This window comes from Mesorhizobium sp. M5C.F.Cr.IN.023.01.1.1 (genome assembly GCF_003997585.1).
In the GTDB taxonomy this organism is placed as follows: domain Bacteria; phylum Pseudomonadota; class Alphaproteobacteria; order Rhizobiales; family Rhizobiaceae; genus Mesorhizobium; species Mesorhizobium wenxiniae.
Genome location: NZ_RZSU01000192.1, coordinates 1 through 6,188, shown reverse-complemented (window position 1 = coordinate 6,188; position 6,188 = coordinate 1). Strand labels below are relative to the sequence as shown.

The window sequence follows — 6,188 nt, the reverse complement described above, 5'->3', positions numbered from 1 at the left end:
GAGCTCTGCGGGATTGCCATATCCATGCCCGTGCCGATCATCGCGATGAGGATGGCCGAACCGAAGGTCTGAAGCCACTTCCGGTCGACCTTGTCGCGGAAGCCGCTGTAGCCTTGAGCATCAGAGCCCGCCATGCCGCCGATCTGGAGCGTGGAGCCGTTCGGGAAGATGATGTCCGTCCAGACGACGAGCACGCGGCTCTGGCCGAACGACACCTTGCTGTCGTAGCGTCCGAACAACTTCGTTCCCTGTGGGATCAAAAGGCGATGTCCAGTTGCTGAATCATAGACGTTCTGGCTCACATGGGCGGTGATGCGACCGGGAAGGTCGGAATTGATGCCGGTGATCAATGTCGCGGGAATAACCGAGCCACGCTTGAGCTCATATGGTGACTGCTGCGGCACAACACGGTTCGGCAGGTAGCCAAGTTCCTTCAGGTCGGTATTGAAGAAATCCTCCTTGGCCTTCTGGCCGTTGGGATCTACATTCTGCCCGCCGAGACCAGCGCGCAGAGCTGCCGCATTTAGGTCGGATGCTGCGCCAGGCGTCGTCGCGGCGGAAATCCCGTTCGTTGTGGCGGCCGCAGCGGTCGTATCCCCTCCCCGACTGTCGAACCTGCCGCGATCGACCGTGATCGGCGAGTCATAGGCCGCGTCATTCGCCTGAAGCCGGGCCATCCTCTGGCGATGCCGTTCCCGGAGATATTGTTCTTCCTGCTCTCGCTGCAGGCGGGCGCGCCAGACCTGTTCGGATTCTAGTTCCTGTACGGGCTGCGCCTCTTCCGTGCGGCTCGGTAGTGGCGTGAGCGGATTGACGGACCGCTTCTCACTTTGAGTCACAGGTGTCGGCTGCAGCGTCGTCGTCTGCTGCGGTTCTCCGATAATGGCGTCGCCTACACCTCGCTTGAGCTGATCCGCGAAAGTCGACGCCGGATTGCCAGAACCGTCGCCCGGGCCGGAATTCTGACGGACGAGCAGGCCGCGCGACGTGAGACCGTAGAAGATCACGCCGAGGAAGGCGATGACCAGCACAATCACGATGATGATCGGCAGCCGATTGATGCGCCGGATGCCGGCCTCAGAGCCTTCGTTCGGGGCACCGCCGAGTTTAAGAGATTGCACCATCGCTCCTCCTACCCGCGACGCATCACGGAGAGCGGGCTCGCGGGCGACGCGCCCTTCGCAGTTATCTCAAAGGCACGACCAAGCTCGACACCGCTCGTCGACAGCCGCGCGAGGACCTGGCCCTCGAACGGCTCGACAACATAGGCAAGCGGGACGATCGTCGTGCCGCTGTCGGTCTTCTGGTCGGTGACGACTGCGTATCCCCATCCCTTGAGGGCCGACTCCAGAGCTTGCCCGAACGGCGAGCCATCCTGGTTCAACGCGATGGTTCCGCCACCCGGCCCGACGTGCTCGGCAAGGCGGCTCACCATATCGCCGGCGATCGAAGTTGCGGCCGGGCCCGAGATGTCGGCTGGCGCGTTGCTGGCGACGAGGCCGCCCGAGCCGAGGGTCTGGCAACCGGAAAGGAAAACCACGAGTGTGACCGCGGCGGCGAGCGAGCGAAACGAGCGGGAGATAGGCATCACCGCCCTCCCCGCCGGATCGTGACCTTCTCCTGTTTCCAGCCGACGCCGGAGACGAGTACCGCCTGATCGATCTGATAGTCGACGATCATCATACCGTTCTTCATGCGATAATTGACGATACGGTTTTGGCCCCCGGAGACGACGAAGAGAATCGGCGCGTCCTGGCCAGAAACCGAGCGTGGAAACTGGATGTAGGTCTTGACGCCATCGCTGTAGACGCGGCTGGGCCGCCATCCGGCGCTGCCCGAAATCGAATAGCCGAACTGCAACTGCTCGGCCGGAACCCCGGAGCCCGGGATTGAGCTTGCTTCCATGCGGGCGTTGACGTCGGCGAGCCTCGTTGACACGTCCTCGGGATATTCGAAACCGACGCGCGCCATGTACTGCGTCTGATGCGACTTGAGCTGGATGTGATAGGTGCGTCGGGAAGTCGTCACCACCATCGAGGTGATGATGCCTGGCTCGGAGGGCTTGACGATCAGGTGGATCGCCTGGCCACCGGCGGCCCCGGAGGTCGCGGGTTCGACCTTCCAGCGTACCGTGTCGCCGACGAGAACGTCGCGCACAGCCTCGCCGGCCTCAAGCTCGATATCGCACACCTGCAGCGGCGAGCATACGACCGAGGGCTGGATCTCGCCGTAGAGAAAGACGACCTTTCCGTCCGCGCCTTTCGTGACAAGGCCGCGCGATCCACGCCACTGGCCGGAAATGCCGATGCCCTTCGCCTCATTGGCAGTAACTCCATCGGCGAGGGCTTCCGAAGGGAGGACGAAGCGCGACGCCATCGTCGTGGATACGATCACGACGGCGTTCAGCGTGGCCCGGGCTATTTTGGTTCTGAAGCTCATAATGCGGGCCATGCCTTTCAAAGCTGCGCAGTCCAGTCGAAATCGCGCAGATAGAGACCGATCGGGTTGAAACGGATGATGGCCTCGTCCTGCGGAGGCGTAAGCGTGACGGTGGCGACGCCGCGGAACCGCCGGACGGCGGTCTCCTTGCCCTTGCGGTCGCGTTCGAACTCGGTCCAGTCGATCTGGTAGCTCTGGTTTGACAGCGCGACGATGTTGTTCACCTCGATGGCGACCGTCGCGGTCTTCGCCTTCTCGAACGGCGAGGAGGAGCGGAACCAGGCATTGACCTTTTCGGTGGCCGGATCGGAGGTTCTCAGATGCGAATAGGTGCGATCGATATACTGCTTCTGCACGACCGCATCCGGCGTCACGCTGCGGAAGTTCGAGACGAAGCTGCCGAGCGTTGCCCTGACGACGCGGGGATCGGCATACTCGATCTGCTCCGGAAAGCCGGCGCTCGAGGCAGTGCCGAGCTTGTCGACCTCGACGATATAAGGCACCAGCTTGACCTGCGTGCTCTGGAAGAGCGCATAGGAAAAGCCGATCACCGCCATGGTCATGCCGGCGATGCCGACAAGGCGCCAGGCGGCGGCGGCCTTGACGTAGGAGCCATAGCGTTCGTTCCACTCCTGTCGGGCGGCAAGATAGGGGTTTTCGGGCGGATTGCCTGAGGCCATGCCGAACGGTCTCCTCACTTCCTGTCATCGATCGGAGGCGGCACCGGCCGCGCGGATGTCCGCACGCCCGATTGCCGGCTTTGGTCGAGCTTGGCGTTGGCAAGCCCCAGAAGAGAGCCCGCATAAGCGCCGGGCGACGCGATTGCCTTTTCTTTGGCCGCCGAGCCGGCGGCCCATCCGGCGCTGCCGATGCCAGAGGCCATGCCGCGAAGTGCGGCACCCGCCATCGACGACCCGCCAGCGCGTGCGTCGCTCGCCGTCTGCGCGCCCTTGGACGCGGCGCTCGCCCCGAGGAAGGCGCCGCCGGCGGCAAAGGTCGCAGCCTGCGCCCCGTGCCGGATCGCTTCCATGCCGCCGGCGATCGATGCGCCTTGGACCACGCCCTGCATGATCGGAGGGACGTACATGGCGATGACGAACACGACGACCGATATGCCGGCGATGGCGAGCGTGGTGATGAACTGGTCAGAGGTCGCGGTCGGCGCCTCGGCCAGGCCGAGAAGTATGTCCGAGCCGATCTTGGCGATCATCACGAGCGCCATCAGCTTCATTCCGACGGAAAAGGCATAGACCAGGTAACGGACGGCGAAGTCCTTAGTGTAGGAGGAGCCTCCCAGCCCAAGCATGATCATCCCCGCCAGAAGCCCGACATACATCTCCACCATGACGGCCACGAAAATCGCGGCCACCAGAGAGAAGGAGACGACGACAACGACCATTGCGAAGACCGCGGCGATGGCGAGCGCGTTGTCCTCGAACAGGCCGAACTGCGCCTGCTCGGACATCTTGGATGCAACGCGAATGCCGGCGTCAAAAATGTTCGCCGGCGAAGCCGAGCCGCCGCCGGCGCCGATCTGGAACAGGCTGTCGACCACGGCCTTGGCGAAGGACGGTCCCTGATCGAGGATGAAGGCGAAGAGGCCGATGAACATGACCCGGCGCACCAGCTCGGCGAACCACGCGTCGAGGCTGGCCGCATTGATCGCCAGCCAGACCGCGGCGATCCCGACTTCGATGCCGGCGAGGATCCAGAACAGCGAGCGTGCCGCGTCCATGACCGTCGTCTCCCAGCCCTTTGCGGCGGTGACGACCTGGTTCTCCAGTGTTGTCAGGACCGAACCTTGCTGTGCAAGCGCCGGCGCGCTCGCGAGCAGCACGATGGCGATGACGATGAACAGCGCCTCAAACGCGCGGCCGGGGCGGACAATCACCATCGCGGCTTCATCTCCTGCCCGCCGCGCACATCGCGATCCGGATCGCCCCCGAAAAAGCGCTCCCGGTGCTCTTGCTGTGCCGCGCCGGAGACCGGCGCCGCCGCCGGCGTTTCAGTCGTGGCGTCCGGTTGCACGGCCACCAAAATCAACATGCCGGCTCCGAAGGCGACGATACCTGCCACCGCGAGGGCGATGAGGATGCGCGGGCTCACCAGCGCGGCTCCATCGTCTGGCCGCTGCGGATATCGCGGTCGGGCGCGTTAAAGAACTGCTCGCGGCGGGCCTGGGCGAGGTCCTGTCTCGCCTGTTCGGACTGGAACCATGTGCCCATCATGGTCATCTGCTGCGAGACGAGCCCACGCAGCTTCTGCATCTGCGCGACCTGCTGCGTGGCAATCTGATGGCCGACCTGCAGCGCCTTCATCTGGCCGTCGGCGCTCTCCGACATCGAGCGCAGAGAAGACATGGTGGATTCCTCGCTCGAGAACTGCTCCGCCGTGAGGTTTGCCGCCTTCAAGGTTCCGGCGATCGTGTCGCGGTTGGTGTCTGACCAGCTCTGGTAGTTCGACGAAAAGCTGGTGCCATCCGGCAGGTTGCCCTTCATGTCGGCGAAGCTCTGGAAGCGCTGTTTCAATACGTCGTCAATATTGCCCATCGAGAACGCGACGCCCTGCCCTTGCGCGGCGATGTTCTGCAGGCTCTTCAGGTCGTTCTCGACCTGTCCCCAGATGTGGCCCGGAAGCTGTGCGGTGTTCTGCAGCAGGTTGTTGTAGATATTGAGCTGGTTCTGGATCTGCTCGGCAAGCTGCGTGATCTGCTTGATCTGGTTGTTGACCTGCTCGGCCGACTTGCCGACGAGGCTGACGAGCTCGGCATTGTTTGCAAGCTGCGTCCATTCAGTTGCTTGCCCCGTCACGCCGCCGGCATGCGCGACCGGCGGCGCTACGGCAGTGCCCAGCATCAGCGCCGCGGCAACCGCGGCACGGGCGCTACGCTTTGGGAAAGAATGATGCGACATCGGCAATCCCCCTCTGTTGGAGCCATTCGAGGGGCCACGCGGCCCCATGCTTGGAATGAAGGGCGCGGATCTGCCTGAGGTCCTCCTTGCCGGACGCTCCGACAAAGGAGAGGGCGACAGGACCGAGCGCCATGTCGAACAGCCTGCGGCCTTCCGGCGAGGCGACGTAGTATTCGCGTTTCGGCAGAGCGGTCGCGACGATCTCGATCTGCCGTTCGTTGAAGCCGATCCGCTCGTAGAACTCTCGCGTTCCCGTCTCGCGCGCAGCGCCGTTCGGAAGGCAGATCTTCGTCGGGCAGCTTTCCTTCAAAACGTCGATGATGCCGGAGCGTTCGGCGTCGGAGATGGACTGCGTTGCGAGGACGACGGCGCAGTTCGCCTTGCGCAGCACCTTCAGCCACTCCCTGATCTTATCGCGGAAGGTCGGATGCCCGAGCATCAGCCAAGCCTCGTCGAGCAGGATGAGGCTGGGCGCTCCTGTCAGGCGTTTCTCGATACGACGAAAGAGATAGGTCAGGACGGGTACGAGGTTGCGTTCGCCCATGTTCATGAGCTCTTCCACCTCAAAGCACTGGAACGCCCTGAGCGACAGGCCGTCCTCCTCGGCGTCGAGAAGCTGCCCCATGGGGCCGTCGACCGTGTAGTGGTGCAGTGCATCCTTGATCTCGCGCATCTGCACGCCGGAGACGAAGTCCGAGAGCGAGCGACCGCGCGACTGCGCCAGCAAACCGATCTGCCGGGAGATGGCGTTGCGATAGTCGGGCGTGACGCTGACGCCCTGCAGCGCGACGAGCGTTTCGATCCACTCGGCCGCCCATGCGCGGTCGCCGTCGGTGG

General features: G+C 63.8%; 7 protein-coding genes and 1 pseudogene. All 8 read right to left on the bottom strand.

Annotated elements, in window-relative coordinates:
• Window positions 1-1,124 (bottom strand): IncP-type conjugal transfer protein TrbI (gene trbI / locus EOA78_RS34710; protein WP_127320157.1); only part of this gene is annotated, 1,124 nt, incomplete at its 3' end.
• 8 nt (window positions 1,125-1,132) lie between these two features.
• Window positions 1,133-1,588 (bottom strand): conjugal transfer protein TrbH, encoded by a 456-nt coding sequence (trbH, locus tag EOA78_RS34705; protein WP_127320155.1) that lies wholly within the window; start codon window positions 1,586-1,588, stop codon window positions 1,133-1,135.
• Window positions 1,588-2,439: a P-type conjugative transfer protein TrbG gene (trbG, locus tag EOA78_RS34700; RefSeq protein WP_127320153.1), complete on the bottom strand. Its 852-nt coding sequence runs from the start codon at window positions 2,437-2,439 to the stop codon at window positions 1,588-1,590. Before trbG ends, trbH begins: the two co-directional genes overlap by 1 nt.
• A gap of 17 nt (window positions 2,440-2,456) precedes the next feature.
• On the bottom strand, window positions 2,457-3,119 hold the full coding sequence (locus EOA78_RS34695) for a conjugal transfer protein TrbF (RefSeq protein ID WP_127295790.1): 663 nt from the start codon (window positions 3,117-3,119) through the stop codon (window positions 2,457-2,459).
• Window positions 3,120-3,133: 14 nt separating this feature from the next.
• Window positions 3,134-4,333 carry a P-type conjugative transfer protein TrbL gene (gene trbL, locus EOA78_RS34690; RefSeq protein WP_127320151.1) on the bottom strand — a complete coding sequence of 400 codons (1,200 nt, stop codon included), beginning with the start codon at window positions 4,331-4,333 and terminating at the stop codon, window positions 3,134-3,136.
• Window positions 4,327-4,545, bottom strand: a complete 219-nt coding sequence (gene trbK, locus EOA78_RS34685) for an entry exclusion protein TrbK (RefSeq protein WP_127320149.1) — start codon at window positions 4,543-4,545, stop codon at window positions 4,327-4,329. The genes trbL and trbK overlap by 7 nt, the downstream gene beginning before the upstream one ends.
• Window positions 4,542-5,294, bottom strand: coding sequence for a P-type conjugative transfer protein TrbJ (trbJ, locus tag EOA78_RS34680; protein WP_245477995.1), 753 nt, complete (start codon window positions 5,292-5,294; stop codon window positions 4,542-4,544). The genes trbK and trbJ overlap by 4 nt, the downstream gene beginning before the upstream one ends.
• A 28-nt stretch (window positions 5,295-5,322) precedes the next feature.
• Window positions 5,323-6,188 (bottom strand): annotated as a pseudogene (locus tag EOA78_RS34675) (conjugal transfer protein TrbE); the annotation flags it as partial.

Bases quoted from the DNA above. Each gene is read 5' to 3' on its own strand.
- trbJ (WP_245477995.1), bottom strand. From the start codon at position 5,294: ATGCTGGGCACTGCCGTAGCGCCGCCGGTCGCGCATGCCGGCGGCGTG.
- trbL (WP_127320151.1), bottom strand. From the start codon at position 4,333: ATGGTGATTGTCCGCCCCGGCCGCGCGTTTGAGGCGCTGTTCATCGTC.
- trbG (WP_127320153.1), bottom strand. From the start codon at position 2,439: ATGAGCTTCAGAACCAAAATAGCCCGGGCCACGCTGAACGCCGTCGTG.
- trbH (WP_127320155.1), bottom strand. From the start codon at position 1,588: ATGCCTATCTCCCGCTCGTTTCGCTCGCTCGCCGCCGCGGTCACACTC.
- EOA78_RS34695 (WP_127295790.1), bottom strand. From the start codon at position 3,119: ATGGCCTCAGGCAATCCGCCCGAAAACCCCTATCTTGCCGCCCGACAG.